This window comes from Domibacillus enclensis, from assembly GCF_900156125.1.
Taxonomy (GTDB): Bacteria; Bacillota; Bacilli; order Bacillales; family Domibacillaceae; genus Domibacillus; species Domibacillus enclensis.
Genome location: NZ_FTLX01000005.1, coordinates 259770 through 284928, shown reverse-complemented (window position 1 = coordinate 284928; position 25159 = coordinate 259770). Strand labels below are relative to the sequence as shown.

General features: G+C 44.9%; 24 protein-coding genes and 1 riboswitch. Of the genes, 4 read left to right on the top strand and 20 right to left on the bottom strand.

The genetic code is table 11. The annotated features are described in order from the left end of the window. Positions 1-71: 71 nt before the first annotated feature. Positions 72-1412 (top strand): sodium-dependent transporter, encoded by a 1341-nt coding sequence (locus BW952_RS12535; protein ID WP_045850379.1) that lies wholly within the window; start codon positions 72-74, stop codon positions 1410-1412. 107 nt (positions 1413-1519) lie between these two features. On the opposite strand, the gene BW952_RS12530 is transcribed toward BW952_RS12535, so the two are convergent. The 12 genes from BW952_RS12530 to BW952_RS12475 form a co-directional block, all read right to left on the bottom strand. Continuing rightward, positions 1520-2557, bottom strand: coding sequence for a sugar ABC transporter substrate-binding protein (locus BW952_RS12530; protein WP_045850378.1), 1038 nt, complete (start codon positions 2555-2557; stop codon positions 1520-1522). A 12-nt stretch (positions 2558-2569) separates the two neighbouring features. Then, complete coding sequence (locus BW952_RS12525; protein WP_045850377.1) at positions 2570-4276, bottom strand: methyl-accepting chemotaxis protein; 1707 nt, start codon at positions 4274-4276, stop codon at positions 2570-2572. Positions 4277-4349: 73 nt separating this feature from the next. Next, positions 4350-5402, bottom strand: a complete 1053-nt coding sequence (gene xylF / locus BW952_RS12520; protein WP_045850390.1) for a D-xylose ABC transporter substrate-binding protein — start codon at positions 5400-5402, stop codon at positions 4350-4352. Positions 5403-5445: 43 nt separating this feature from the next. Beyond that, a complete protein-coding gene (locus tag BW952_RS12515; protein ID WP_045850376.1) occupies positions 5446-6987 on the bottom strand; it encodes a response regulator in 1542 nt (513 codons plus the stop codon). Next, on the bottom strand, positions 6980-8428 hold the full coding sequence (locus BW952_RS12510) for a sensor histidine kinase (RefSeq protein WP_045850375.1): 1449 nt from the start codon (positions 8426-8428) through the stop codon (positions 6980-6982). Before BW952_RS12510 ends, BW952_RS12515 begins: the two co-directional genes overlap by 8 nt. Beyond that, on the bottom strand, positions 8425-9405 hold the full coding sequence (locus BW952_RS12505) for a sugar ABC transporter substrate-binding protein (protein WP_045850374.1): 981 nt from the start codon (positions 9403-9405) through the stop codon (positions 8425-8427). The genes BW952_RS12510 and BW952_RS12505 overlap by 4 nt, the downstream gene beginning before the upstream one ends. A gap of 119 nt (positions 9406-9524) precedes the next feature. Then, positions 9525-10700, bottom strand: a complete 1176-nt coding sequence (locus BW952_RS12500) for a sugar ABC transporter permease (protein ID WP_045850373.1) — start codon at positions 10698-10700, stop codon at positions 9525-9527. Positions 10701-10712: 12 nt separating this feature from the next. Next, on the bottom strand, positions 10713-12233 hold the full coding sequence (locus BW952_RS12495) for a sugar ABC transporter ATP-binding protein (protein WP_045850372.1): 1521 nt from the start codon (positions 12231-12233) through the stop codon (positions 10713-10715). A gap of 90 nt (positions 12234-12323) precedes the next feature. After that, positions 12324-13442: a sugar ABC transporter substrate-binding protein gene (locus BW952_RS12490; protein WP_045850371.1), complete on the bottom strand. Its 1119-nt coding sequence runs from the start codon at positions 13440-13442 to the stop codon at positions 12324-12326. 273 nt (positions 13443-13715) lie between these two features. Further along, entirely contained in the window at positions 13716-14888 is a 1173-nt protein-coding gene (locus BW952_RS12485; RefSeq protein ID WP_045850370.1) for an aminotransferase, read from the bottom strand. Next, the gene (locus tag BW952_RS12480) at positions 14888-15388 is read right to left on the bottom strand and encodes an Lrp/AsnC family transcriptional regulator (RefSeq protein ID WP_045850369.1); all 501 of its coding nucleotides are present in this window, start codon (positions 15386-15388) and stop codon (positions 14888-14890) included. The genes BW952_RS12485 and BW952_RS12480 overlap by 1 nt, the downstream gene beginning before the upstream one ends. 101 nt (positions 15389-15489) lie before the next feature. Further along, positions 15490-15753 (bottom strand): DUF1871 family protein, encoded by a 264-nt coding sequence (locus BW952_RS12475; RefSeq protein WP_045850368.1) that lies wholly within the window; start codon positions 15751-15753, stop codon positions 15490-15492. A gap of 53 nt (positions 15754-15806) precedes the next feature. Between BW952_RS12475 and BW952_RS12470 the strand changes: the two genes are divergently transcribed. Then, positions 15807-16976 carry a MalY/PatB family protein gene (locus tag BW952_RS12470; RefSeq protein ID WP_045850367.1) on the top strand — a complete coding sequence of 390 codons (1170 nt, stop codon included), beginning with the start codon at positions 15807-15809 and terminating at the stop codon, positions 16974-16976. Between the two features lie 382 nt (positions 16977-17358). On the opposite strand, the gene queE is transcribed toward BW952_RS12470, so the two are convergent. The 4 genes from queE to BW952_RS12450 all read right to left on the bottom strand — a co-directional run bounded on the left by queE (position 17359) and on the right by BW952_RS12450 (position 19596). Next, positions 17359-18069, bottom strand: coding sequence for a 7-carboxy-7-deazaguanine synthase QueE (gene queE / locus BW952_RS12465; protein WP_045850366.1), 711 nt, complete (start codon positions 18067-18069; stop codon positions 17359-17361). Further along, positions 18066-18503, bottom strand: coding sequence for a 6-carboxytetrahydropterin synthase QueD (gene queD / locus BW952_RS12460; RefSeq protein ID WP_045850365.1), 438 nt, complete (start codon positions 18501-18503; stop codon positions 18066-18068). Before queD ends, queE begins: the two co-directional genes overlap by 4 nt. Continuing rightward, on the bottom strand, positions 18500-19165 hold the full coding sequence (gene queC, locus BW952_RS12455; RefSeq protein ID WP_045850364.1) for a 7-cyano-7-deazaguanine synthase QueC: 666 nt from the start codon (positions 19163-19165) through the stop codon (positions 18500-18502). The genes queD and queC overlap by 4 nt, the downstream gene beginning before the upstream one ends. Before the next feature lie 134 nt (positions 19166-19299). Next, a riboswitch (PreQ1 riboswitch) is annotated at positions 19300-19343 on the bottom strand. 28 nt (positions 19344-19371) lie between these two features. After that, positions 19372-19596 carry a hypothetical protein gene (locus BW952_RS12450; RefSeq protein ID WP_045850363.1) on the bottom strand — a complete coding sequence of 75 codons (225 nt, stop codon included), beginning with the start codon at positions 19594-19596 and terminating at the stop codon, positions 19372-19374. 116 nt (positions 19597-19712) lie between these two features. On the opposite strand from BW952_RS12450, the gene kapB reads away from it, so the two are divergent. Further along, positions 19713-20105, top strand: a complete 393-nt coding sequence (kapB, locus tag BW952_RS12445; RefSeq protein WP_045850362.1) for a kinase-associated lipoprotein KapB — start codon at positions 19713-19715, stop codon at positions 20103-20105. 93 nt (positions 20106-20198) lie between these two features. Then, on the top strand, positions 20199-22136 hold the full coding sequence (locus BW952_RS12440; RefSeq protein WP_045850361.1) for a transglycosylase domain-containing protein: 1938 nt from the start codon (positions 20199-20201) through the stop codon (positions 22134-22136). Here the strand turns inward: BW952_RS12440 and BW952_RS12435 are convergent. Genes BW952_RS12435 through BW952_RS12420 form a run of 4 tightly spaced genes read right to left on the bottom strand, consistent with a single transcriptional unit; the run spans position 22115 to position 25101 of the window. Next, positions 22115-22642 carry a 1,2-dihydroxy-3-keto-5-methylthiopentene dioxygenase gene (locus BW952_RS12435; protein ID WP_045850360.1) on the bottom strand — a complete coding sequence of 176 codons (528 nt, stop codon included), beginning with the start codon at positions 22640-22642 and terminating at the stop codon, positions 22115-22117. The genes BW952_RS12440 and BW952_RS12435 overlap by 22 nt on opposite strands. 4 nt (positions 22643-22646) lie before the next feature. Then, the gene (locus BW952_RS12430) at positions 22647-23258 is read right to left on the bottom strand and encodes a methylthioribulose 1-phosphate dehydratase (protein WP_045850359.1); all 612 of its coding nucleotides are present in this window, start codon (positions 23256-23258) and stop codon (positions 22647-22649) included. After that, entirely contained in the window at positions 23255-23908 is a 654-nt protein-coding gene (locus BW952_RS12425) for a 2-hydroxy-3-keto-5-methylthiopentenyl-1-phosphate phosphatase (RefSeq protein WP_045850358.1), read from the bottom strand. Before BW952_RS12425 ends, BW952_RS12430 begins: the two co-directional genes overlap by 4 nt. Further along, a complete protein-coding gene (locus tag BW952_RS12420; RefSeq protein ID WP_045850357.1) occupies positions 23905-25101 on the bottom strand; it encodes a 2,3-diketo-5-methylthiopentyl-1-phosphate enolase in 1197 nt (398 codons plus the stop codon). The genes BW952_RS12425 and BW952_RS12420 overlap by 4 nt, the downstream gene beginning before the upstream one ends. Positions 25102-25159 lie beyond the last annotated feature (58 nt).

Genomic DNA, 25159 nt, shown 5'->3' with positions numbered 1-25159 from the left:
GACTGGTTTTTTGCGCAAAAAAGAAGTACAGTAGTAGTTTCGACAATGAGTAGAAATCGAGGAGTTGACGTATGAAAAAGCAGGAACAATGGTCTTCAAAAATCGGGTTTATTTTAGCCGCTGCCGGTTCGGCAATTGGCCTTGGCGCTATATGGAAATTTCCGTACATGGCCGGAACGAATGGCGGCGGCGTCTTTTTTCTTTTGTTTATTTTATTTACCATTTTAATTGGTGCACCTATATTGCTGGCCGAATTTTTTATCGGGCGCCGTACCCAAAAAGATGCGATTTCGTCCTTTCAAGCATTAGCGCCTAAAACCGCCTGGCCTATTGTCGGGACCGTTGGTGTTATTGCCGCGTTTATTATTTTATCGTTTTACAGTGTTGTTGGCGGATGGGTTCTTTCCTATATGTGGCGCACGGCTGCGGGAGTTATCAGTCAGGATATGAACTTTGATGCGCTGTTCGGTGAAATCATTTCAAATCCTGTGGAAGTGTTAATCGCGCAGGCGCTCTTTATGATCATGACGATTATGGTCGTGCAGGGCGGTGTGCAAAAAGGAATTGAACGCGCCAGCACCTTTATGATGCCCGCCCTGTTCATTTTGTTTATTGCCCTTGTGATCCGGTCCTTGACCCTTCCCGGTGCGATGGAGGGTGTACGGTTTTTACTGTCACCGGACTGGGCCTACTTAAATGGCCAGACGGCATTAACCGCGCTTGGCCAGGCTTTTTTCGCACTCAGCATCGGTGTCTCTGTCATGGTGACCTACGCATCGTATTTGGATAAAAAAGAAGATATGACACGGTCTGCTTTTTCAGTAGCAGGATTGAACATTGTTATTTCCCTGCTGGCCGGTCTCGTTATTTTTCCGGCTGTGTTTGCACTTGGATATGAGCCTGGTCAGGGTCCGGGACTGGTGTTCGTTGTTCTGCCGGCTGTGTTCGGGCAAATGCCTTTTGGCTCTCTGTTTTTCTTTGTCTTTTTAGTTTTGCTGCTGTTTGCCACGCTGACCTCCGCTTTTTCCATTTTAGAAATTGTCGTGGCTGCTGTGACAAAACAGGATGCAGGCAAACGAAAAAAAGCCGCCTGGCTAACAGGTCTGGCCATTTTTATCGTCGGCATTCCTTCTGCCCTTTCATTTGGCGTATTAAGCCACATCACGATCCTGAACCGGTCTATTTTTGATTTCGCGGACTTTATGACCAGCAGCATTGCGATGCCGCTCGGGGCACTGTTCATTGCGCTATTTACCGGATTCAAAATGAAAAAGGCCGATGTTCAGGAAGAAGTGCTGCGCGGCTCTTCGATGAGCATGGCACTCTTCAACACATGGTATGTTCTCGTGAAATTTGTTGCCCCTGCCGCTATTTTGTTTATCCTGCTGCAGTCGGTCGGTTTGTTTAACTAAAAAAGAACGGATCAAGAGCCGTGCAATAACCGGAAAAGCCGAACGACTGCGATGAACTTTCGCATTCGTTCGGCTTTTCCTATTAATTAAACGAAATAAAATCGGTTTTATTCCCCGTATATTTCTTCTTGTGTTAAATACCCGTCTTTTACAATGGTATCACGTATCGTGTCCTTCGTTATCGCAACTGGTTCCAATAAAATAGCGGGTATATCCGCTTCTCCGTTATTGACAGACTGCTCAGCGTCAACCGGCTTATCCGCTGCGACCGTTACAGCAATATCGGCCGCCTGTGACGCAAGCAAAGAGATAGGCTTATACACTGTCATCGATTGAGTGCCCGCTACAACACGCCTTACGCCTTCAAGCTCCGCGTCCTGGCCTGAAACCGGCACTTTCCCCGCCATTCCTTGTTCTGAAAGCGCCTTAATGACACCACCCGCCGTTCCATCGTTCGCTGCGATAACTGCGTCAAATTTATTCCCTCTTTGCTTCAGTGCAGCCTTCATATTTTCCTCTGCTTTGTTCGGATCCCATCCGTCCGTATACTGATCGTATGCAAGCTGTATCGTTCCTTTATCAATATGCGGCTTCAGTACATTCATCGCTCCCTGCCGGAACAACACCGCGTTGTTATCGGATTCTGCACCGCCAATATATGCATACGTGCCAGACGGTTTTATTTTAAGAATTTCTGTCGCCTGCAACTCGCCCACCTTTACGTTATCAAATGAAATATAATAATCTACTGGTGCGTTTGTGATTAGCCGGTCATAGGAGATTACTTTAACGTCTGCTTCATGCGCCATGTCTACAATTGCGGCTGAATATGCGGCATCATGCGGTACAACAACAAGCACGTCCACCCCTTCTTCAATTAATAGCTCCGCCTGCTTAAGCTGAACATCGTCATTGCCATTTGCCGCCAATGTCTTAATTCTCGCCCCTTTTGACTCCACTGCCTCTTCAAATAATTGTTTGTCTTTATACCACCGCTCATCCTTCAGCGTATCAAGCACAAAACCTACATAAAGCTGATCCGAATCGGTTAATTTCTGATCTTCTGTCGGAGAGCTGCTGTTTTCTGCTGTACCGCAAGCCGAAAGCATCAGCAGAACAAGCAAAATCCCTATCCATTTTCTCATGATTGTCCCTCCTCAAGAAAGTTTAAATTGCTGAATTCTCGCATTCATTTTCTCTGCCATTTCAGATAGCTGTTTTGCGCTCCCGGAGATAGAATGAACCGACTGTGCTTGTTCAAGCACGGTTGCTGATATTTCCTCTGATCCTGCAGCGGACAGCTCAGAAATCTGGGCAATCTGTTCAACAGACGTATTGATTTCCTGGCTCGTTTGCTCAATTAAGGCAAAAACAGAAGCGATTGCTTGAATCTTGGAAAACATTACATCAATTCGATCTTTAATATCATGAAAGTTTTGACTTGATTGCTGCATCGTTTCAGTGCCTTTCGCTACTTCACTATAGCCTTTCGTCAAATCATCTGAGATAGCCGCTGTATCAAAGTTGATAACGTTCACAATAGTAGTGATATCGTGAACGGCATGGCCTACTTGCTCAGATAGCTTTCTCACTTCTGAAGCGACGACTGAAAACCCTTTTCCCGCTTCTCCTGCACGCGCTGCTTCGATTGATGCGTTAAGCGCCAGTAAATTTGTTTGGTCAGCGATCGACTGAATGGCGCCAACAAGGGCTGTGATAGAGCCTGTTTTTTCTTCAAGTGATTTGATTTTTTCAAGTGAGCCTTCCATCACTAAATGAATTCTTTCAATCTGCTTCATCGACTCTGTCATTTGCAAATATCCTCTAGTCGATACCTCTAAAACCTCGCCAGAAAAACGATCCAGCTCCTTCGTATGTTCACCTGCCCGAATAATATCTGTGCTGAATGAGCGGGTATTGTGAGAGATAATAGACGCCTTATCCGCCTGCGAAGCTGCGCCTTGTGTCATTTCTTCAATCGTTATAGCCATTTGGCTGCTTCCCGCCCCCACCTCTTCTGATGCGGAAAACAGCATAGCACTTTGAGAATCCACCATTCGAGACAAGTCGGCTACCTCAGAAAGAGTCAACTTCAGACTGTCTCCCATTTTATTTAATGAATCAGAAAGCTGCCCAATTTCATCCTTGCCTTTATAAGTCAAAGGCTCTGTGTTTAAGTGGCCTTTGGCAATTTCATCACTTTTTTGGACGATCCGTTTTAAGCTGCTGCTGATCGACCGGCTCGTCCATAAAAGCAGGATAAGTGACAAAATCAAAGAGGCGGTCGCTGATACAAGCAATACAAAAACGGTTTTTGCAAGACTTTCTGTAGCAGAGGTAATGGCCCCTTTACTCGACTGCACAGCGGATGCCTGCAGCTTCTTTCCAAGCGCAACCGTTTCTTCTTTTAATGAATTCACTTCTATCTGCAGCGCAGCAAACTCTTCCGTATCAATATCCTGGACCTTTGGCACAACGGTGCTGAAAAAATATTGGTCCAGCTGATCATTGTTTTTTATCATATTTTCAAAGATGGGAACCTGATCTTCAGATAAATGCGGCTTCATTTCTTTTGCTGTTGCTACAAGCTCCTTGCTCGCTTCTAAATACGCTGAAAGCATTTCTTCATCAGCAAGCAAAATATATTCCGGTATTAACATGTACTTTTCTTGATAGGCAGCAACGAGCTCTCCACTATTGTTCGCCACTTCATTTTTTGTCCCCGTTTCTCTCATTTCTTCCTGTGCACCGGATAAATAAAAATAAGCCGCTAATATAGCCATAAAAAATACAAGTGCCATTACAAGAAAAATGATGGTGTATTTCAATCCAATACTGAGGTTTCTCCACCTTAAACTGTTCATACCGAATCCTCCTGTCTACCTCGACCGCAGTCACTATTTTTGCATCCTTTGAAACAAAGCTGCTTCTTCTACTTTATTTGTATATGTCTTCATATAAATGGTACTCATCCTTTATCACCGTTTCACTCAGATTGGTTTGATCTACGGCAATAGGTGACAATAAGACTGAAGGAACATCCACTTTACCGTTGTTTATTGTCTGAAATGCTTTCGTCTCTTCATCACGTGCAAGCTGAACAGCAAGGCGTGCAGCTTCTTTCGTAAGCTGTTGGATAGGCTTGTAGACTGTCATTGTCTGGGTGCCTTTCGTAATTCGCTGTACAGCTGCAAGCTCAGCATCTTGTCCGGCAACAGGAATTTTGCCCGCCAGCCCCTTTCTGGAAAGCGCTTCAATGACTCCTCCTGCTGTTGCATCATTAGCTGCAATCACCGCGTCAATCTGGTTATTGTTCGCTTTTAATGCCGCCTCCATATTGTTTAATGCATTTACGGGGGTCCAATCCTGCGTCCACTGATCATAAACAACTTGAATATCTCCGCGTTTAATATACGGTTTCAATATATTAAAAACACCTTTTTTAAATAAATGAGCATTGTTGTCTGTAATAGCTCCTCCAATATATACATAATTTCCTTCAGGTACTAACCTGGTCATCGCCTCTGCCTGAAGCTCCCCCACTTTTTCGTTATCAAATGAAATGTACAAGTCAATATCCGCATTTTTCACTAGCCGGTCATAGGCAATCACTTTTATTCCTGCCAAATGTGCTTTATGAACAATAGCTGCCGTCGCCTCCGCATTATGAGGCACGAGAACTAAAAGATCGACCCCCTGATTAATTAATGTTTCAGCCTGAGCGATTTGAAGTGCGTCATCTCCATTGGCAGCTAAGATTTCCACTTCTGCGCCCAATTCTTCAACTGATTGCTTAAACAAATCCCGGTCCCTCAGCCATCTTTCTTCAAGCAAGGTATCCATTGAAAATCCAATTCGGATTGTTTCGCCAGAAGGATCTTCAGTCAATGGGTATTCCTTTATCACTTTTTGTTCAGTAACAGGGCGCGCTTCTTTCTCACAGGCGGAACTGATCAGAATACAGCTTAACAGCAAGAAGATGAACATCATCCGATTCGGCGGCCGATTCACCTTCACAGCCCCCCTCTCTTTTTCAACTCGTTTTATTTAATAATGTTTTTCTGTATTCTTTTGGTGAAACTCCGCACATTTTTTTAAATACTTTACTGAAGTAATTAGGTTCATGATAGCCGACATCAAATGAAATTTCTTTCAGGCTTTTATCAGGGTCCATCAAAAGCTTTTTTGCTTTTTCCATCCGGCATTCTGTTAAAAATTCGATGTAATTAATCCCAAGCTTTTCTTTAAACAGTTTGCTAATATATATCGGACTCAAATCTATTTTCTTTGAAAGAATTTCAAGTGAGATATCTTCATGGGAATGCTCTTTGATAAAACGTTGAATTTGATAAATTTTATCCGCTTCCGTTTTGTCATAATGGTTTTCGTACAATACCTCCATGCGGTCAATCAAGAGCATTGTTTCCGTTCTTAATTGCCGGTAATCCTGTGCTTGAAATGAATAATAAGGTGCGTCTGACTTAATCCCCATCTCATCCATAATACGACTGGCCACCCAAAGTGTTTCAAGAGCACGCTGTTGTGTTTGGACTAAATGAGCTCCCTCCTGTTCAAAACGTTGAATCACATCGAGAATCCCCTGTCTTACTTTTTCCCACTCTCCCAAACGAATTTGGTCAAAAAATTGCTTTTCCTGCTCCTTTACGAGGCCTCTTTCTATCTTTGGGTCGAGGACAGGTACGTCAGAGTAAAACCGGAATTTCACAGGGAGCGTTGTGTCCATTGTCGCAATAAGCGATTCTTGGTAAGACTGCTTTATCTCCTCAAGTTTTGTGGAAACATTTCCGATTCCGATAAACCAGTTTATTTTCTCGTCTTTATCTGCTGCAGAAAGAATAGATTTTGCGAGAGCAATCGCCTGGGAACGAAAGGACTGCTCTCTGTTCCTGAATACAATGATTGGCAGTTGACGGCCATATAATGCGCCAACCCAGCCACTTCTCTCCTTCCGCACCTTTTCCTTGATCAGTGAATAATACCGCCCCGAACCTTCCGGCAGCAAAACAACCATAACAAATTGATCCTCTGTCGATTGAATACTTAACATGTTCATTAATAAATCGATATGTATCTCATGAACATGGTCGTATAAAAGCTGGGTGACAACATCTGTTTCAATTAGCGCTAATGCTTTCGTCCACTCCTCCTGCTTTGTCTGACGTGTGGTTTCTTCTGACTTTTCTTTCCTGTGCTCATCCAAAACCTGTCCGACTGCTGCCACAATTTCCTTCGCCTTGCTTGGCTTGAGCAAATAATCTTTGACTCCTAGTTTAAGCGCCTGGCGGGCATAATCGAACATATCATAAGCGGTCACCATGACAAACTTCATTTTCGGGTGCTGTGATTGGATTTGTTCAATCGCCTCAAGCCCGGTCATGACAGGCATCATAATGTCCATCAATATAATATCGGGATGAAAAATGTTCGTAATCTCTACCGCTGCCTTCCCATTTTTTGCTTGTTTGATAGTAAGACTCGGAAAAGCTTTTTGCAAAATCATCTGCATGCTTTCGCGTTCAATCGGCTCATCATCCACAATTAAGAGCTTAATCATGGTTCCCCTCCTCTTGTTTATAAGGTATTTTCAAATGAACACTTGTCCCTTTTCCTTCTTCACTTTCAATAGAAATTAAGTTCTTTTTACCGTAGAAAAGCTGCAATCGCTTCACAACATTTCTGAAGCCGATTCCAGACGAATGTTTTTCTATTTCTATTCGATCGCTTTCTAAAAGACGGTTAATTTTTTCAAGCGGCATCCCTTTTCCATCGTCCTTAATTTCAATGAACACAAAATCCTTCCCCGGGTGTATCCGAAACCAGATGGTTCCGCCATCTTCTTCTGGCTCTACAGCATGAATAACAGCATTTTCAATAATAGGCTGTAAGGATAACCCAGGGATTAGCACATCCAGGCAGGTCGGGTCAATTTCCACGTTAAACCGCAGACGGTCTGTGAACCGCGCTTTTTGTATGTCCATGTATTGTTTCAGCACAATGACTTCTTCGGATAATGTGACCGGATGATCCAGCCGCTTTAAATTGTAGCGCAGCAGTTCAGCTACACTGACGATCAAATCACTTGTTTCCTCAGCACCGTCCAAATATGCTTTCTTCGACAGGATATTCAAAGTGTTGAATAAAAAATGAGGATTAATTTGGCTTTGTAAATTTCTTAACTGACTTTCTTTCAGTAGCAATTTATTTTCCTGAAGTTCGTGTTCAAGATCAGCCTTTTGCTGAATTTCAGATATTAACCGATTAATGTTGATTCGCATGGCATTAAACGTTTTAGCTAAAAAAGCAATTTCATCATTTGACTCTACAGTAATAGACTGGTCAAAACGTCCATTCGACAATTCATTCGCCGCTTTTGTTAATTGGTGCACGGGCCGGGTAATACTCAAGGAAACCCAGTACGTAATAAACAGCAGAACAACGGTTATTAATAATAAAAGCCAGATGCCAAGCTTTTTTAACTCTTTCGATTGAATAATAATGTCCCGGTAAAAGTGGTCGTACGTTTTTAATTCATTGTCTAAAATCGTTAATGTCAGTTCTGAAATATATTTTGAAATCCTTGATGCTTCTGTAAATTCTGATGCGGAGGATTCTGTTTCTTCCTGATCCCGAAACGCCATTGTTCGTTCCGTTGTTTCAATTAAACTATCGATCAAGTTCATATAATTTGTCAGAGCAAATGTATTCTCCATATTCCGAAGTTCGTTAATTTCCTTTTTAACATGCCGAAGTGATTCAGTGCTTTTGTTTACTTGATCTTTTTTTGCAGCTGACGGTTCAATCAAGTAATTGTTCAAGTTCATAATCACCTGGTCACTTACGCTCGTTACTTCATTCATTTGTATATACCGCTGCAGAATATCGTTGTATTGCTCCTGCGTTTTCTGATTGTAGTACGTCAGCGTCAACCAAATAATAATCATGATTAATAAAACAACTGATACAAGCCCCCAAATTTTCTTTTGGATCGTATTCATTTCATAGACCCTGCGGATTCAATCATACGAATGCCAGTCAAATAGCCCTGCATATCCAGCGGCACGGTTTCTCCTGAAATCCATTGCGTCACACGCCTGACACTTTCTTCCCCCATCCGAAACGGGGACTGCTCAAGCAACCCGTCCAATTTTCCCTCCGCTAATAATGAATCCGATTCAGACCCATCATCAAAGGTGTAAATATGATAAGGCTCTACTTGAGAGCGGCGGCCAATTTCCTGGATCATGAGCCCTGCATGATTCGCATTAACGGCGATAAATGCATCGACCTCCGGCAATTGATTCATCAATTGCTGAGTAGTGGAGATAATTTGCTCTTTTTCGTCCCCGGTGCTTCCATATAAAAGACTGATTTCAGGGTATCCTTTTAACACAGACTGAATTCCTTCCAGACGTCTTTCCTGGTAGTACTCCTTCTCTTGATCTCCCAGTATGATGACTTGTCCGGCAACCCCCATTTGATCAAGTAGCTCTTCTGCCACTACTTTTCCAGCCTCGAATTGATCAGAGCCTATATATGTTTTCCGCAGACTTTCTTCCATCGGAACATCATTTGCAACAGTAATGATCGGAATGCCGTAAGAGGCGGCTTTTACTTTTGACAGCTCTTTAAAGGATTCAGTATCCAGCCCCTGCACGATAATTCCATCTACTTTCGAGTGTATCGCTACATCCAATTTTTTCAGAAAATCCTCTTTATTGTTGCCGTAGCTCCCCCATACCTCCAAGCTGACCTTTTCCTTTAATGCTTGTGCCTCGGCGCCTTTGCTTACCTTTCTCCAAAAGGGAGTGTCCAATTCTTGTGTGATGAGCACGAGACGAATCTCTTCTTTATCCTCTGCCGGTATGACAGGAATTTCGATGCCGGATTGAAAGACTTTTAGGGCAGAGGTGAATGTTACATACACAAGTATGATAAAAAAAACAGCAAAAATAATGATGACTTTTTTCCTCAATAAAATCCCCTCCGGAATGAAAACCCTTTCTTTTTATTATATCACCCAAATACATAAGAGCAATATCACCTATGACAATAAGCACCCTTTTATTATAAAAGGGTGCCACTGTTCCTTCATCAAGCCCGCTGCTTACGCGTCATCACATCAAAGATTACTGCTAAAGCCAGGACACTTCCGCGAATCATGTACTGATAAGAAATCCCTACACCCAGCAGATTCATTCCGCTTGATAGCGAGGCCATCACAACAGCACCAATGATGGCCCCTGTTACCTTCCCTACTCCACCAGCAGAAGATACTCCACCAACATAAGCCGCCGCAATCGCATCAAGCTCGAATAATGTTCCAGCTGTTGTTGTGGCCGATTGAAGACGAGCCGTAAAAAGAATTCCAGAGAGCGCCGCAAGCATTCCCATAGAGCCAAAAACAATATATGTAATTTTCTCTACATTAATCCCGCTTAAATGAGCTGCTTCCGGATTGCTTCCAACCGCATAAATATGACGCCCCAGAACCGTTTTGGTTGTTAAGAAGTGATAGAGAATCACAACAGCCACCATGATCACAACGGTCCAGGAAAATCCATTATAGCCTGCCAGGATCCAGGTCACATACCCAATGATTGCTGATACAATCGCCATTTTAGTGATAAAAATAGCCTTAGACGGAACATCAAAACCATACTTCACTTTATCTTTCCGGTTCGATAGCTCACTGTAAATATACAAAACAATACCAAAAATCCCCACGAGTAAAGAAAGAAGATGCAGTCCGTTCACCTGCATAATAGATGGGATAAAGCCGTTTCCGATTGCGTTAAATTGATCATCATTCACTATGATCGTTCCTGTTTTTTCTGTTACCTGCAAGAGGGCACCGCGAAAGATCAGCATCCCTGCCAGTGTCGCGACAAATGAAGGAATTCCAATTTTGGCAATAAGCACTCCATTAAAAAGTCCAACAATAATACCGAATACTAAAATAACTGGAATGGTCACAAGAACAGGTACACCGAGCTGAGTTAAAAAAATGGCCGCGATGGCACCCAAAAATCCTGCTACGAAACCAACGGACAAATCAATGTGGCGGATGACGATGACAAGCGTCATTCCAACGGCTAATACAGCGATGTAGCCAGCTGAATCCAGTAAGTTGCTTATATTTCGCGATGACATAAAAAGTCCGTTTGTCATAATAGTAAAAGTAAGCATAATGACGATCAGTGCGATGTACATGCCATAATCACGAATATTTGCTTTAACAAGCTGTTTTGCTTCTGTTAAGTAATTCATTGTCAATACCTCCTATTGCGTCGCTAGCTCCATAATATTCTCCTGCGTCGCTTCTTCGATGGCCATTTCACCTTTTACTTTTCCTTCTGCCATGACATAAATACGATCACTCATGCCAAGAATTTCGCCTAATTCGGATGAAATCATAATGATGCTCATGCCTTCATTAATGAGCTGATTCATAATGGAATATATTTCAAACTTCGCTCCGACATCAATCCCCCTGGTCGGTTCATCCAGGATGAGTATCTTAGGTCCTGTAAACAGCCATTTGCCAAGCGATACTTTCTGCTGATTTCCTCCGCTCAGTTTTCCGACAATCTGTTCTAGTGAACTCGCTTTAATGTACAGGGAATTTTTATACTCAGTCCCCACCTTTACTTCTTCATTCAAATTTAAAACACCCTTTGTGGAGATGCCTTTCAAGTGGGCGGCCGAAACGTTGCTTTTAATATCCTGCAGTAAAAACAGTCCATCTCCTTTACGGTCCTCCGTCACGTAAGCAATGCCTGCTTTTATCGCTTCACTCGTATGCTTCAGCGCTTTGGGCGCCCCATGAATGTGCATATTTCCTTGCAGCTTGTACTTCTTCGGATTACCAAAGATGCTAAGAGCAAGCTCCGTTCTTCCTGATCCCATCAAACCGGCAATACCAACAATTTCACCTTTTTTCACTTCTAGATTTACATTTTCGACTACGTGTCGACCGAGCTGCGCATCGTAAGCAGACCAATTGTCCAGCTTCAGCACCGCGTCCCCAATGTTCTTATCGGGGCGTTTCGGGTAAATATCTTCTATATCGCGGCCTACCATATTTTTAATAATAACGCTTTCTGTTATTTCACCCTTTTCCGCCTCCAACGTACAAATGGTTTTGCCGTCACGAAGAACGGTTGCTTTATCCGCAATCGAAATCACTTCTTTTAATTTATGAGAGATCATAATGCAGCTGATTCCCTGGCTTTTCAGCTCTTTCAGGAGATCCAATAGGTTTTCACTGTCATCTTCATTTAGAGCGGCGGTTGGTTCATCCAAAATTAATAACTTCACATCTTTGCTCAATGCTTTAGCAATTTCAACAAGCTGCTGTTTTCCAACGCCTAAATCCTTTATTAATGTTTCCGGAGCAACATGAAGCTTTACTTTTTTTAACATGCTGGTGGCCTGTACAATGGTTTGATTCCAGTCAACTAACGGTCCTTTACTCACTTCGTTTCCGGCAAAAATATTTTCATAAACCGTTAAATCCGGAAAAAGCGCCAATTCCTGATAAATAATTCCAATTCCAGCTTTCACACTGTCATTAATTTCATTAAACTTTTGTACTTGACCTTCAAACAGGATATCGCCCGAATAGGTTCCATGCGGATAGACCCCGCTCAACACTTTCATTAACGTTGATTTTCCTGCCCCGTTTTCGCCAATCAAACAATGAATTTCACCTTTTTCCACTTTGAAATTCACATTTGTCAGCGCTTTAACTCCAGGGAATTCTTTAGAAATATCCTTCATTTCTAAAATATAGCTACTCATCTAAATGCCTCCTTTGCCATGAACAAATCGTGAAGGAAGAAGCAGTGGGAACAAATGGCCCACCGCTTCTTTTTCCTCAAAATAAGATGCTTACTCTATTCCTGTGAAATCGCCTGCTTCATAATAACCGGAGTCAATAAGCTCTGCTTTCACATTTTCTTTATCAACCACGATGACATCTGTTTGTTTTGCCTTTACTTCAACTTCTCCATTATCGTAAGAACCTGTTGTTTCCGGTGATGCTCCATCTAAAATCTCAACTGCCATGCCCATCGCATCTTTCACCAATGTGCGAACATCCTTAAACACGGTCATCGATTGCTTTTCATCGATAATGTATTGGATAGACGCTTGTTCTGCATCCTGACCTGTTACAAGATAGCTTGTAATTGCACTGTCAGAAGCGAATACATCCGCAATGGAGCGTGCAGTTCCGTCATTTGGCGCCAGAATTGCAACGTCCCCTTTTTGATCGTTTCCAACAGCCGTTAAATGCGTTTGCGCTTTGTTTTTTGCTTCATTCGGATCCCAGTTCGTCGTAATTTGATCGATAATTTTTCCTAATTGATCACGGGACAAGTCAGCTGAATCCTTCAGCTTTTCTGCTTCGTTTGAGTTCGCAATCTTGAATGTTCCATCAGCGATTTTAGGCTGCAGCACTTTCCAGGCTCCTTCAAAAAATAAAAAAGCATTGTTGTCCGAGCCCGCGCCAGCGTACAAGTAAAGCGGAATGTCTGAGCCTTGTGCATTATCCACTAAATATTGGGCCTGTGCGGCACCAACTGCCAAGCTGTCAAACGTTACATAGTAGTCGACTGCATCGGTGTCAGTTATCAGCCGGTCATACGAAATAACTGTTACATCATCTTTTTTCGCAGCTTCCACTGCGGCAGCTGCTGCTGCTCCATCATGCGGAGTGATAATCAGCACTTTAATCCCTTTATTTAAAAGCGCTTCAACGTTTTCTTTTTCTTTCGCTGATGAACCTTGACTAAACAAAATCTCTGTTGAATAATCTGAATCCGCCAGCGCATCTTTGAATCGCTGTTCATCTTGTACCCAGCGCGGCTCATCCTTTGTTGGCAGGACAATCCCTACGTCGACTCCACTGCCGCCTCCGCTGCCCCCCGCATTTCCACAGCCCGCTGCTACTACTGCAAAAACCATAGCCATAATAATAAATGTTAATTCTTTAAAACGTTTTCTCATGCTCGTCTTCATCTCCTTTGTAAGTATTAGTACTTCTTTAGTATAAATTTTGAAAATGATTATGAAAGCGTTATCACAAGCATTTTTTTAATATTAGCTGTACTTTTTTAACATTTCGTATAGTACGGTGAATTTCCAAGATCCTGAGCAAAAAGAATGGTCCTTAATCAAAAAAACACCTTTCGACTAGAATTTAGTTGTTTAAAACTAAATTCAAATCGAAAGGTGTATATGAGCTGTTTCTTTTTCCTGACCATCCTCATCGAACTGTTTTTACTTCGTATTGTTTTCAATAAAACGGCTTATTCGTTTAACGGCTTCCTGCAGCTGGCTCATGGACGAGGCGTACGAGCAGCGAATGTAGCCCTCGCCGCCTGCCCCGAATACCGATCCCGGCACGACCGCTACCTTTTCTTCAAGAAGCAGCTTTTCCGCAAACTGCTCGGACGTCAAGCCTGTTGATTGAATGGACGGGAAAACGTAAAAGGCACCGCCCGGCAAATGACAGTCCAGCCCGATTTCTTTAAAAGACTGCACCATATAATTGCGCCGCTGCCGGTAGTCCTTTTTCATGCTTTCCACATCACCCATGCCATGCTGCAGCGCTTCTAACGCCGCATATTGGGCAGGAGTTGAGGCGCACATCATCGCATACTGATGAATTTTCAGCATTGCACTTGAAATTTCCTCCGGTGCACACGTGAAGCCGAGACGCCAGCCCGTCATCGCAAATCCTTTTGAGAATCCATTGATTAAAATCGTCCGCCCCCGCATTCCTTCGAGCGAGGCAATGGACGTGTGTGCCTGATCATACGCAAGCTCTGCATAAATTTCATCCGCAATTACAAGCAGATCATACTTTTTCACCATCTCCGCGATCGCTTCAAGGTCATCCCGGTCCAGCTGGGTTCCAGTTGGATTATTCGGGTAGCAAAGCAATATCGCTTTTGTTTTATCGGTTATGGCCGCCTCCAGCTGCTCTGGCTGCAGCTTAAAGCCCGTATCGCCTGTGGTGCCAATTGTCACAGCGCGCCCGCCTGCAAGCTCTACCAGCGGAGCATAGGAGACAAAGCACGGCTCCACGACAATAATTTCATCACCCGGATCTGTGATAGCCCGGATCGCAATGTCAAGCGCCTGGCTTGCCCCGACCGTTACAATGATTTCTTCCTTCGGTGAATAATGCACGTGGAAGCGATCACTCATGTATCGGGCAATTTCCTGCCGCAGCTCGATCAACCCGGCATTGGCCGTGTAGGATGTGAATCCCCGTTCAAGTGAATTGATCGCCGCTTCCCGAACAGACCAGGACGTGACGAAATCCGGCTCGCCCACCCCGAGTGAGACAACCCCGTCCATCGTTGCGGCCAGGTCAAAGAACTTTCGGATGCCAGACGGACGCATCTGCTCCACTGACTTCGCGACATAGCTTTTCGTAATTGTCATTACGGCGACACCACGATTCGGTTGTCTTCACGCTTGGCTGTATAGATCATGCCGTCATGCTTATATTTTTTCAGCTGGAAATGAGTCGTCGTTGAAACAACGGAATCAAGCGTTGATAATTTTTCTGATACAAAGCGGGCAATTTCATTCATCGATTTTCCTTCAACCGTTACCGATAAATCATACACACCCGACATTAAATAAACCGAGCTGACTTCCTTGAAGCGATAAATCCGTTCTGCCACTTCATCAAAGCCGACGCCTCGTTTCGGGGTTACCTTCACATCGATCATCGCCGTTACACCTGTGTAATTGTCCATTTTCGCCCAGTCTACGAGTGTGGCGTAGTGCACAATCACTTTTTCTTCTTCCAGGCGTCGAATAGTGTCGGCTACTTCCGTTTCAGAAAGACCGATCATTTTAGCGATGTCCGCCGCTTCAAAACGGGCGTCCTTTTGCAGAATTTCCAGGATTTCCACTTCTTTTTCATTCAGCTTCATTACAAGTCCTCCTCAATAAGTCAAAACTACAAGCTTCATTATAACAAAAATCCCACTCGTTTGTTTTATCCACTAAAAATATCTATTATTTTTGTGTTTTTTCACAAAGAGCATGATGAATTTCTTTTTATTTCCAATAGTTTCTCTGCTAATTCAATCGGTTCTCCGCCAGGCATCGGCTGATCGAAGGAGTGCTCATAAATGGAACGGATTTGAGCGGCAAGCTTTAACGCCTTTTCCTGCTGATGAACAGCGTAAATCACATCGGCCATTTCCGTTTCATAAAATCCCTCACCCGCTTCGTATGGATCAAATGCCTGCAATTCCTCCATAAGCGCCAAATTCAACTGAGCCGTTTCATTCATTTGTATTCCCCTTCTTACTTGATGTATGTTTATTGTCAAGGAGAGTGAGAGACATGTCAAGATTTGATGAAGTCATTGAACGCCGTGGAACACATGCGGTCAAGTGGGATGGATTAAAAACTGTTTTTGGTCGTGAGGATGTGCTGCCAATGTGGGTAGCGGATATGGATTTTAAAGCGCCAGACGAGGTGTCTGAAGCGATTCAAAAAGCGGCAGCACATGGCATTTTCGGTTATACGATCGTTCCAGACTCCACAAAAGAGGTGATTGTCAACTGGATGCAGAGCCGCCATCACTGGTCCGTTCAAAAAGAATGGCTTCTGTTCAATCACGGTGTCGTTCCGTCTATCGGTGCCGCCGTTGAAGCATTAACGAAACCCGGAGATGCCGTGATCGTTCAGCCGCCTGTTTACAATCCGTTTTTCGAGATGATTGAACGAAATGAACGAAAGCTTGTCCACAATGAGCTGCTCTTGAAGGATGGGCGTTACGAAATGGATTTTGCTGATTTAGAAGAGAAAATTCAAACGGAAAAAGCGAAGATGGTCGTTTTGTGCTCACCTCACAATCCAGGCGGACGTGTTTGGACGAAGGAGGAGCTGACGACGCTTTGTGAGATTTGCGAAAAACACAATGTGTATCTCGTTTCAGATGAAATTCATGCGGACTTAACACGCGAACCGAACAAGCATCTTCCCGCTGCCTCGTTGTCCGAGCGCTATGCCGCCTTTACCGTGACTCTTGTGGCACCGAGCAAAACGTTTAATCTGGCCGGACTGCAGGCTTCCGCGCTTATTATTCCAAATAAAGACATTCGCACCAGGCTGCAAAAGGTCTTTGCCCGTCAAGGACAGTTTACGCTCAACCAGCTGGGTATCGCCGGCATGGAAGCCGCTTACCGCCATGGCAGTGAATGGCTTGAGGAAGCGCTCGATTACATACAGGAAAATGCCCGTCTTGTGAAAGAGTACGCAGAAAAGAACATTCCGTCCATTAGCGTCATGGAGCCGGAAGGAAGCTACCTTGTCTGGGTCGACTGCCGGTCACTCGGCCTGCCTGACAAAGAGCTGCTGGACCTCTTTTTAGTTCACGGCGTTGCACTCGGAAACGGTGCCAAGTACGGCCCAGGCGGAGAAGGGTTCATGCGCATCAACGTCGCCTGCCCGCGCGCAACGGTAGAAGAAACGATGAACCGAATGAAAAAAGCAGTCGAATCCCTTTAACGAGAAAAGCCAAGCCGGTGTCCCGGCTTGGCTTTTCATGCTGTTGAAAAAAAGGCGTCAATGAATAGCAAGTGACAGCTTTTCTTTTTTTAAGCCACTGTGCTTGCGCGAACACGGTCTGGGCGGCTTCTGCAGGACTGCGCGTTCCTGGGGGCGGGCGGTGAGCTAACTTTTGCCGCTGCCGCGACAAAGACTAGCTCACCGCCTGCTTCGCAGAAAAGCGGAGCCGGCAGCCCGGAGCCCCTGTATGTTTTTTTAGAAAAAGATCGTTTTTATGTTGCTCATAAAAAGGAAAATACCATAAAAGACACCTGTATTTCCTTGACATGTTTGTTTTTCAATACTATAAAAAGCCAAGCCGGCATCCCGGCTTGGCTTTTTGTTATACGCCTTTTTTATTTCCCCACACAAAGGTATGGAGCTGCGGAAGAACACGGACCCGCTTAAATTCCGGATCCGGCATAACCCGGTCGATCAGCCACTCATACTTACGGGCTAAATGACCAAGCAGCCTGGAATCATCTTTTTCATCCAGCTCATCATTGCCCACCTGCAAATAAAACGGGACATCCGGAAAGCGCTGATGAATGCTTTTTGCATAAGCGAGATCTTCTTCATTAAAAATCACTACTTTTAAGCTGACGGACTGCCCTTTTGTTTCATTTAAAATAAACGACAGCTTATCGACGTCCGTATCCATACCGGAGCTTGGCGGCTTTGGGGAAATCGTCAGTTCATCAATAAACTTGAACCACGGCTGGTATTTCGATCCCTGCGTTTCAAGCGCGGATTCAATTCCCTTTTCCTTGAAAAGGGCAAGCAGCTCGCCGATGCCGGCCAGAAGAGCCGGATTGCCTCCGGAAATCGTGACGTGGTCAAATGTATCGCCACCGGCTTCCAGCAGCGTCTGATAAATCTCTTCCGGCGTCATTTTCCGGATGTCCTCTTTTGCACTTCCGTCCCACGTAAAAGCCGAATCGCACCAGGAGCAGCGGTAATCACAGCCCGCTGTCCGGACGAACATCGTTTTACGCCCGATCACAGCTCCTTCTCCCTGAACCGTTGGACCGAAGATTTCAAGCACCGGGATCATGAGAAGTCCTCCCTCTTCGGGCGAAACAGGACGTAGCTTGTCGGCGTTTCACGGACATACACTTGAAGACACTTCGGTTTATTTACCGTTTGATCAAGCTCTTTTTGTACAACCTCCCAAATGACCCTTGCGACAACCTCCGTTGTCGGAAAACGCTCGGAAAGATCTTCTGAAAAAAGCCCGTCCTCATTTAGCACTGTATGATCAAACCGTTTATGAACAAGGGACTTCACCAGTTGAAAGTTCACCAAAAAACCAGAATCGTTCAACGTATCACCTGCTACCGTAATATTGACAAAATACGTATGGCCGTGCATTTTCCGGCAGGCACCCGCTTCGTCATGCGGCACATAGTGCGCAGCAGCGAAGTGAAAGTCTTTATTTAATTCGTACCGGAAGTCATGCGCCGGTGCGGGATAGATTTGCTGCATCATTGCATGCTTCCTCCTTTTTCTTCTATATATTGATCCAGGCCGTTTTGACGAAGCTCACAAGCCGGGCATTCCCCGCAGCCTGATCCTTTTACGCCGTTGTAGCATGTCAGCGTCCGCTCACGTACATAGTCGAACGCGCCTAAATCATCCGCCAGCTTCCACGTTTCTTTTTTATCGAGCCACATAAGAGGCGTGTGAATAACAAACTCATGATCCATGGACAGATTTAACGTGACATTCAATGATTTCACGAAAGCATCACGGCAGTCCGGATACCCGCTGAAGTCTGTTTCACAAACACCGGTCACAATATGGCGCGCTCCCGCCTGCTTTCCAAAAATAGCCGCAAAGGATAAAAACAATAAATTACGCCCTTCTACAAAGGTAGACGGCAGTTCGCCTTCTTTTACTTCTATGTCAATATCCGAACGAGTTAATGCACTGGGGGCCAGCTGATTTAAAAGCCCCATGTCTAAAATATGATGCGGTACATTCAAATCATCCGCAATGTCTTTCGCGACATCAATTTCAGCATCATGCCGCTGTCCATAATGAAAGGTAACAGCGATGACTTCCTTAAACGTTTGCTTAGCCCAGAACAAGCATGTTGTACTGTCCTGGCCGCCGCTGAAAACAACGACGGCTTTTTCATTTTTTAACATAATGGTTTTCCTTCTTTCTTCTTTCGAAAGAAAAGGAACGCGAAGACAAAAGAAAAAAACCTTCCGAACCGGCGGTTTACGCCTGCTGGACAGGTCACAAAAGCGATGCAGCACAGAGCCGCTCTATGGGCTTTTGATTATTAGTTTTTTATAGAGGGAATTCGCGAACCTCTCCCGCTTCATGCGGAATGTTTTCTTTCATTGATTTATGATTTTTCTTCGTTGGCTTTACGGATTTGTTCTTCCAGATGTTTTGTTTTCTCTTCTTCTTTTTTAGATACGCGCTTGATCAGAAGAAAAGCAAGAACCGCCATCAGGACAAAGACACTCATTGAAATGGCCGCCGGAATGTATTCACTTTTATCTTCCGGAAAATATAAAAAATTGCCGAAGCCGAGCAACAGGTTCATCAGCACACGCTTTGCCTCCATTCATTTGTCCTCGTTCATTATAGCAGGAGAACTTCATAAATCAAAGTGGCGTGATTGTGTCATTTCCATTCGCACAGGAAAATTGATACAATAACTATTTAAAGGAGGGGAATAAATTGACCATTGGCGATTTGGTTACAGCCCATTATAAATCCGGCAAATATACCGGCACCATCACCGGCATCCGCCCTGGCGGCTATACGGTTAAAGTGACATCTGTTCTCAGACACCCGGCGCAGGGTGATCTTCATCACCCGAATCAAGCGGAGGACGTGTTTTTTCACGAACGAAAAGCCCTTGCCCACCTTGAGCAGGCGAATATCGCAGAATCTGCCGTTCATCCATTTGAAGGAGAACCTGAAGCATACAACGATTCTTTATTTGCTGCCGTTCGGAAGCTGGAGAATCGGTTGAAAGAAAAGGACGACGCTTTTTCAAGGCGCAGCCTTCAAGCGCTGGAGGAAGTAAAAAAAGAGTATGCCATTATGTACAAAATTTCGTTCGAATAACCCATTTTTTGTGTAGAAGAGCCCTTTATTTCCAAGATCGTTTCCTTTATGATGGTACATAAGCACGTTTAAACTCGAAAAGGCGGTTGATGAATGAGAACGGTTTTAGGATACGTACTCATTATTTTGCTTATCCCCCTTTCTGTGTTGACCTTTTATTATGCCGATGCAGAAGCAGGGAAAGTACAAAATTTTGATGATTACGTTGAAGAACGAATAGTGATTAATGAAGTGGATCTGCCACAGGCAAGCAAGATAAAAGACACAAATGGCGACATTTATGTGGAGCTCCATCAGCCAAACCGGATCGTGGTGGAGGGGGAAAAAATCCCCGCGTTTTTAAAAGAACTATTCCTTCAATCTGAGGATCAGCATTTCTATGAGCACTCCGGCGTAGATGCGGCAGCGGTCATCCGTGCTTTTATGGTCAATGCCCAGTCGGATGAAATCGAACAGGGTGCGAGTACCATTACGCAGCAGGTTGCCCGGAACATTTACTTAACACAGGACCGGACGCTTGCGCGGAAAATAGCAGAAGTGCTTTATTCCTACCAGATTGAAAAGAAGCTGGAAAAGAATGAGATTTTGGACTTGTATTTAAATGTTATTTATTTTAATAACAATGTCTATGGTGTCGAAGCAGCTGCTCAATACTATTTCCAAACACCGGTGGACAAGCTGTCAAAAGCACAGATGGCGTTTATCGCTTCGATCCCGAATAATCCGTCGCTGTACAACCCTGAAAAGCACTTCGACAATACGAAGACTCGTCAGGAGCGTCTGATTGATATTATGGCGCGGGAAGAATTTATTACCGCGGAAGAAGCCGAGCAAATTAAAAATGAACCGATCACGTTAAATACGAGAAGCCGTCTGGACAAATACCCGGATTATTCTACGTTTGTCATGACGGAATTCAGACAGCTTGTTTCAGAATCGGAAGGGTTTGATCAGCAGCTGTTAAATGCTGAGGGCGATGCACGCGATGCCATTCAGGAAAAACTGAGCAATCGTGTGAATGAAATTTTAGCGTCCGGTGTGATTATCCATACCGCTCTAGACCCGGCTATTCAGAAAAAAGCCGTCAGTGCGGTGAACAATGTACTCGGTGGCTCGTCCGTTCAAGGCGCAGCAGCCGTTGTCGGCAATCAAACGAAAGATGTTGTTGCTCTGTCAGGCGGAAAAGACTATGACAATACGCAGTTTAACCGCTCCTATCAGGCATACAGGCAGCCTGGTTCAACGATCAAGCCGCTCCTTGATTACGCACCTTATGTTGATACGTATGGCGCTAGCGTCAATGATCTTGTTTCTGCAGACAACTTCGACTCTTCCTTCTGTCCGGGGGGCGAAAAAACCTGCTTCGAGAATTATAGTTTAAAAGAATACGGCATGGTGACGCTGACAGAAGCGTTAACAAAATCCCACAATACCGCTGCGATGCGGTTGTATTTACGGACCGGAAAAGAACGGGCGTTTTCGTACTTGGATAAATTTGATTTCGACCGAGTTCTTGAGGAAGAGCGATATAATTTATCTCCTGCCCTTGGCGGATTCACGTACGGCGTCTCCCCTTTGGAGATGGCAGGTGCTTATACCTCCTTTGTAAAGGGGACGTACCAGGACCCCCGTTCCATTAAACGGGTGACGGACTTTCAAGGCAATACCGTGCTGAAGTGGCCGGAAGAAGAGCCGGTACGTGTCTGGTCGCTGGCAACAACGTCTAAAATGCGCCATATGCTTAATAGTGTCATGGTAAACGGAACAGGGCGAAAAGCTGTTTTCTCTACGTCCGGATACATCGGCGGCAAAACAGGCACAACCAACGATTACCGTGATTTATGGTTTGTCGGTTTGACAGAAGGCTATACGGCAGCTGTCTGGACGGGCAAGGATAAATATGAAGAATCATGGGACAACATCCGTTTCATGGAATCCTATGCGCCACACCAATTGATTTGGAAGCGAATTATGAGATTAAAAAAAAGCCCCCTAGTGAGGGGCTTTTTTTATGCGTTTGTTTCGTCGTAAATGGGCACCCAGCCTTCTTTTGTCACAAAAATACGCACGGCAACGACTTTGCGGTCTTCCATCAGCGTAAAGTAGTGGCGCGTATTCACCGGCACGGAAATCAAGTCGCCTGGCTCAAGCTCTACATTAAAGAACTGGCCGTCTTTTGCTTGAATCGCAAAAATGCCGTGGCCGCTGACGATAAACCGAACCTCGTCATCTGTATGGATGTGAATTTTTTGAAAGTTTGTCAGCAGCTCATCCAGGTTCGGCGTGCTGTCTGACAAGGAAATGACGTCATGCGCCTGGTAGCCGCGACGTTCTGAAATGTCTTTAATTTCGTTGCTGAACGTATCCAGTACTTGCTGCTTGTCTTCATCCGATAACGTAAAATTTTCACGCAAATTTTCAGGAAGCTTGGAGATGTCCCACTTTTCATAAATAACACTTTGCGCGCCTAAAAAAGCGTCAATCGCGTTTTTGTCCGTTAACCGTTCGCCTGTTTCTTGAAATTGAATCACTGCCATATTGTTATCTTCCTTTCAACATGAGTAATTTGATATGCCATGAAAATAAAAATTCGTAGGCCTCTAAAAATTTCTTTGCTTCGAATGCATCCCGGCCCCATGCTGTGATGCCGTGATTGCGGATCAAAACAGCTCCCGCGTCTTCTGATACGTAGCGGCTGAACTCTTTAGCGAGCGCCGGAATATCAGCATGATTCGGAATAATAGGGATTGTGACGGACGCATTCTCTTCCCAAACACCAAATGCCTTGATAATTTCCTGACCGGTGAATGTAACTTCACCCGCTTCGCCGTACAGCTCGGAAATCACATTGTTATCTACTGTATGAACGTGCAGGCTGCAGCCGGCATTTGTTTTCCCGTACACCTCCACGTGCAGAAGCGTTTCAGCAGACGGCTTGCCCGCAAACCCTTCCACCGCGCTTCCATCAGCAGAAACAAGCAAAAAATCCTCGTCCGTCTCTTTTCGCTTATCCTTGCCGCTCGCCGTCACTAAAAAGAATTCATCGTCTACTTTAATCGATAAATTGCCGCTCGTGCCTGGAAACCAGTCCCGGGCAGCGAGCTCCCGCTTCACATCTGCAAGCTCGTTCCATCTTAATTGCATCACATTCATTCGATTACCTCTTTCACATGATCGATCACATCATAAAATGTATGAAACGGCCGGTAATTCAAGCCGAGCTGCTCGCTTTTTTCAAGCAAAAAGTCACGAGCAATGACGAGTTTCGCAAGCTTTGCCGCTTCTAAATCCGTCACCGAATCACCAATGACAATCACATCGTGATTTGGTGCAACCTGGCGGACAATAGAAGGCTTGCAGCAGCCGCACTCGTTCGTACACTCATCGTCACAAGCATTCGGCCAGTGGATGTGAATACGGCTGTCTGAAAAATCGGCTTCATTGCAAAAAATATGATCCTCTGGAATCATCCCATTTAAAATAGGCTTCACAAAAAAATCCATGCCGCCGCTGACGATGTAAAGCGGAATGCCTGCTTTCTTTGTATACGAGACAAACTCAGAAAATCCTTCCCGAATTTTGGCATCATTCAAAATAAAGTCGGTGATTTCTTTCTTCTGAGCAGAAGGAAGAAGAGCAAACATCTTCCCTACTCCTTCTTTAATGGATATGTCCTGCGAAAGCACACCGTCTTTAAGTGCAACCCATTCCGGCGGCGCAAACTTTTTCATGATGGCGATAATATTATCATTTTCTGTAATGGTTCCATCAAAGTCACAAACGAGCACCGGGTTTTTCATCATTTCCCGGACCCCCAGAGCTGCAGCGCCATTTTCAAGTCTTCCTGATCTACGTCAGCAATCGCCTGGCCAGCTATAACGGCATCAATCGCCTGGCGAAATGCGCGGCCGCCGCCCTGAGCTCCGTTCGGATGTCCATGGACGCCGCCACCGGCATTAATGATCGAATCTGTGCCGAAGTCCTTGAACAGCACCGGCACCAACCCGGGATGAATGCCTGCAGACGGCACCGGAAACGTCGGTTTAAACGGAACACTTTCGTCTAGCGCCATTTGAGCTGTTTTAAGAGCAGCGCTCCGCTCGAGTGCAACGGACCCGTACGGTGAAGGGAACAGGGTAAAATCAGCCCCTGCCGTCCGGACAAGCTTGCCAAGCATCAGATCGGTTGAAAAACCGTGATACGGTGCAGACGTGAAGGCGCCGGAAACAGCAGGGTGGGCCATAATCGGCACGTTGATGTCCGGGTCTTCTGCCAGCTCCTGCAGCACATCAAGACCGTACGCAAAAACGTTAAAAAGATAAGCAGATGCCCCGAGTTCGACCCCTCTGCGTGCTTTCTCCTTTAATTCGCTCGTCCGTCCAGATAAGTTGACGGCATACAGCGCTTTTCTTCCGCTTTCTTTGATCACACGCTGGCCCAGCTTCACACGTTCTTCAAACGGTGTGAGTGGATTATCAAATAAAATTTCATCGTCCTTCACGATGTCAATGCCGCCCTCAATTTGCGCCTTCAGCTGTTTTTCCATAAACGCGAGGTCGCGGCCGATTACACCCTTGAAAATACTCATAAGAAGCGGCCGGTCATACACACCGGTTTTCTCCCGAATGCCCGCAACACCGAACTTCGGTCCCGGAAAACGGCCCGCAAGATCCTCTGAAAATGACAAGTCAATCAACTGAACAGCCCCATCAAGCGAAAGCTTTCCGAAAACGGTGACTAAAATAGCCGGAAGGTCCGCACTGAAGTTGGCTGCCGGATACGCAATCTGAATATCTGCTTCCCATCCATATTCGGTTTCCCGTCCGCTTTCCTGAATTGATACAACCCGGCCTTTATGCTGCTTTAGCTGCTCCTGCTCAAGTGCCGGCAAATCCGTCCACGATCCGATCGTAAGACCAAGCGCGATGCCTTCTGCTTTTTTTTCAAATGCCCCTTTTGGATCAAAAAGGCGATAAGTTGCCAAGACTTCCCTCATGTCCATTTCTCCATTCTAAATGCCTACTAGTTTACTAGGATTGTTTCATTTTTTCGAC

Bases quoted from the DNA above. Each gene is read 5' to 3' on its own strand.
- BW952_RS12535 (WP_045850379.1), top strand. From the start codon at position 72: ATGAAAAAGCAGGAACAATGGTCTTCAAAAATCGGGTTTATTTTAGCC.
- BW952_RS12530 (WP_045850378.1), bottom strand. From the start codon at position 2,557: ATGAGAAAATGGATAGGGATTTTGCTTGTTCTGCTGATGCTTTCGGCT.
- BW952_RS12525 (WP_045850377.1), bottom strand. From the start codon at position 4,276: ATGAACAGTTTAAGGTGGAGAAACCTCAGTATTGGATTGAAATACACC.
- xylF (WP_045850390.1), bottom strand. From the start codon at position 5,402: ATGATGTTCATCTTCTTGCTGTTAAGCTGTATTCTGATCAGTTCCGCC.
- BW952_RS12515 (WP_045850376.1), bottom strand. From the start codon at position 6,987: ATGATTAAGCTCTTAATTGTGGATGATGAGCCGATTGAACGCGAAAGC.
- BW952_RS12510 (WP_045850375.1), bottom strand. From the start codon at position 8,428: ATGAATACGATCCAAAAGAAAATTTGGGGGCTTGTATCAGTTGTTTTA.
- BW952_RS12500 (WP_045850373.1), bottom strand. From the start codon at position 10,700: ATGAATTACTTAACAGAAGCAAAACAGCTTGTTAAAGCAAATATTCGT.
- BW952_RS12495 (WP_045850372.1), bottom strand. From the start codon at position 12,233: ATGAGTAGCTATATTTTAGAAATGAAGGATATTTCTAAAGAATTCCCT.
- BW952_RS12490 (WP_045850371.1), bottom strand. From the start codon at position 13,442: ATGAGAAAACGTTTTAAAGAATTAACATTTATTATTATGGCTATGGTT.
- BW952_RS12485 (WP_045850370.1), bottom strand. From the start codon at position 14,888: ATGACAATTACGAAAAGCTATGTCGCGAAGTCAGTGGAGCAGATGCGT.
- BW952_RS12480 (WP_045850369.1), bottom strand. From the start codon at position 15,388: ATGAAGCTGAATGAAAAAGAAGTGGAAATCCTGGAAATTCTGCAAAAG.
- BW952_RS12475 (WP_045850368.1), bottom strand. From the start codon at position 15,753: ATGAATGAAACGGCTCAGTTGAATTTGGCGCTTATGGAGGAATTGCAG.
- BW952_RS12470 (WP_045850367.1), top strand. From the start codon at position 15,807: ATGTCAAGATTTGATGAAGTCATTGAACGCCGTGGAACACATGCGGTC.
- queE (WP_045850366.1), bottom strand. From the start codon at position 18,069: ATGATCCCGGTGCTTGAAATCTTCGGTCCAACGGTTCAGGGAGAAGGA.
- queD (WP_045850365.1), bottom strand. From the start codon at position 18,503: ATGATGCAGCAAATCTATCCCGCACCGGCGCATGACTTCCGGTACGAA.
- queC (WP_045850364.1), bottom strand. From the start codon at position 19,165: ATGTTAAAAAATGAAAAAGCCGTCGTTGTTTTCAGCGGCGGCCAGGAC.
- BW952_RS12450 (WP_045850363.1), bottom strand. From the start codon at position 19,596: ATGGAGGCAAAGCGTGTGCTGATGAACCTGTTGCTCGGCTTCGGCAAT.
- BW952_RS12440 (WP_045850361.1), top strand. From the start codon at position 20,199: ATGAGAACGGTTTTAGGATACGTACTCATTATTTTGCTTATCCCCCTT.
- BW952_RS12435 (WP_045850360.1), bottom strand. From the start codon at position 22,642: ATGGCAGTGATTCAATTTCAAGAAACAGGCGAACGGTTAACGGACAAA.
- BW952_RS12430 (WP_045850359.1), bottom strand. From the start codon at position 23,258: ATGAATGTGATGCAATTAAGATGGAACGAGCTTGCAGATGTGAAGCGG.
- BW952_RS12425 (WP_045850358.1), bottom strand. From the start codon at position 23,908: ATGATGAAAAACCCGGTGCTCGTTTGTGACTTTGATGGAACCATTACA.
- BW952_RS12420 (WP_045850357.1), bottom strand. From the start codon at position 25,101: ATGAGGGAAGTCTTGGCAACTTATCGCCTTTTTGATCCAAAAGGGGCA.